The sequence below is a fragment of the Methylobacterium crusticola genome (assembly GCF_003574465.1).
GTDB classification, from domain to species: Bacteria; Pseudomonadota; Alphaproteobacteria; order Rhizobiales; family Beijerinckiaceae; genus Methylobacterium; species Methylobacterium crusticola.
This window is the reverse complement of sequence record NZ_QOWC01000440.1, coordinates 1-2,046: the sequence shown is the minus strand read 5'-3', so window position 1 is coordinate 2,046 and position 2,046 is coordinate 1. Positions and strand designations below refer to the sequence as shown.

Genomic DNA, 2,046 nt, shown 5'->3' with positions numbered 1-2,046 from the left:
GACCCCGGCGGCGCCCGGCACGCCGCCCTGCGCGCCCAGGCCCGGGCCGAGGCGGCGCGGCTCGCGGGGCTGTGGTCCGCGCGGCCGCCGCGCCTGTGGTTCACCTACCACGTCTACTACAAGGCCCCGGACTGGATCGGCCCCGCGGTCGCCGCCGCGCTGGGCATCCCCTACGTGGTGGCGGAGGGCTCGCGGGCGCCCCGGCGCGCCGCCGGCCCCCACGCGCTCGGCCATGCCGGGGCCGAGGCGGCCCTCGACGCCGCCGCCCTGGTCCTGGTGATGAACCGCCGCGACCGGCCGGCCCTCGAGGCGGCCCGGCCCCCCGGGCAGGTGCTCGCGGGGCTGCCGCCCTTCCTCGATCCCGCCGAGTGGCCGGCCCCGCGGGCGGCCCGCCCGGAGGGCCCCCTGCGCCTCCTGTGCGTCGCGATGATGCGCGAGGGCGACAAGCTCGCCTCCTACGGCCTCCTGGCCGAGGCCCTGGCCGGGCTCGGCGACCTGCCCTGGCGCCTCGACGTCGCCGGCGACGGGCCGGCGGCGCCGGCGGTCGCGGACCTGCTCGCGCCCTTCGGCGAACGGGTGCGCCGGCACGGCGCCCTCGCGCCGCCCGCCCTGTCGGCCCTCTACGCCGCCGCCGACCTCCTGGTCTGGCCCGCCGTCAACGAGGCCTACGGCGTCGCGCTCCTGGAGGCGCAGGCCCATGGCTGCCCGGTGGTGGCGGGCGGCTACGGCGGCGTGCCGGACGTGGTCCGGGACGGCGCCACCGGCCTCGTCACGCCGCCGGGCGACCCGCGGGCGCTCGCGGCCGCCATCCGCCGGCTCGCCGGCGACCCGGCCGCCCGGGCCGCGATGGCGGCCGCCGCGCGCGACTTCGTGCGCCGGGAGCGCAGCCTGGAGCACGCCGCCGCCACCCTGCGCTCGGCCCTCGGCGGGGTCCTGGCCCGGCACGCGGCGGGGCGCCCGGCATGAGCCGCGTCCTGATCGCGGTGACGCACCTCCTCGGCGCCGGCCACCTGACCCGCGCGGCGGCCCTGGCGCGGGCCTTCGCGGCGGCGGGGCACGGCGTGACCCTGGTCTCCGGCGGGATGCCGGCGGCGCTGCCGCGCCTGTCGGGCATCCGCCTCGTGCAGCTGCCGCCGGTGCGGATCGTCGGCACCGCCTTCACGGCCCTGCTCGATCCGGAGGGCGCCCCCGTCGCGGCGGAGCGGCTCGCGGCGCGCCGGGCGCGCCTCCTCGACGCCCTGGCGGAGGCCGCGCCCGAGGCGGTGATCACCGAGCTCCATCCCTTCGGCCGCCGGGTGCTGGCGGGTGAGTTCGACGCCCTGGTGGAGGCCGCGCGGGCGCGCCGGCCCCGCCCCCTGATCCTGGCCTCGGTCCGCGACGTGCTGGCCCGGCCGAGCCGGCCGGAGCGCATCGCCGCCACCGGGGCCCGCCTGGCGGCGGCCTTCGACGGGGTCCTGGTCCACGGCGACCCCGACCTCCTGCCCCTCGGGGCGTCCTGGCCCGTCGACGCCGCCCTGGCCGCCCGCCTCGCCTACACGGGCTACGTCGACGAGGCCGAGGCGCCCCCGGGGGCCGCCGCGCTTCCGGGGCCCGCGGGGCCGCGGGCCGGGATCGTGGTCTCGGGCGGGTCGAGCGCCGCCGGGCTGCCGCTCCAGACGGCCGCCCTGCGGGCGGCGGCCCTGGATCCCGGGCTGTCCTGGCGGGTGCTGGTCGGCCGCGCCGTGCCCGAGGCGGATTTCCTCCGGCTCCGGGCCGAGGCTCCGCCGAACGCCCGGGTCGAGCGGGCGCGGCCGGACTTCCGGGCGCTCCTCGCCGGCGCCGCGCTCTCGGTGAGCCAGGCCGGCTACAACACCGTGGTCGACCTCCTGCGCAGCGGCTGCCCGGCCCTGCTGGTGCCCTTCGAGGCCGGCCACGAGACCGAGCAGCGCCTGCGCGCCGAGACCCTGGCGGCCCGCGGCCTCGCCCGCGTGCTGCCGGAGGCCGAGCTCGGCCCCGCGCGCCTGGCGGACGCCGCCGCGGCCGCCCACGCGCGCGCGGCCGCCCTTC

2 protein-coding genes are annotated in these 2,046 nt (G+C 81.8%); both read left to right on the top strand.

Translation table 11 applies throughout. The annotated features are described in order from the left end of the window. The coding region (locus DT057_RS34730; RefSeq protein WP_128566532.1) for a glycosyltransferase family 4 protein at positions 1–966 on the top strand (966 nt) is incomplete at its 5' end. Further along, positions 963–2,046, top strand: a 1,084-nt coding sequence (locus DT057_RS34725) for a glycosyltransferase family protein (RefSeq protein WP_276469434.1), incomplete at its 3' end; no start/stop codon positions are given. The genes DT057_RS34730 and DT057_RS34725, both read left to right, overlap by 4 nt.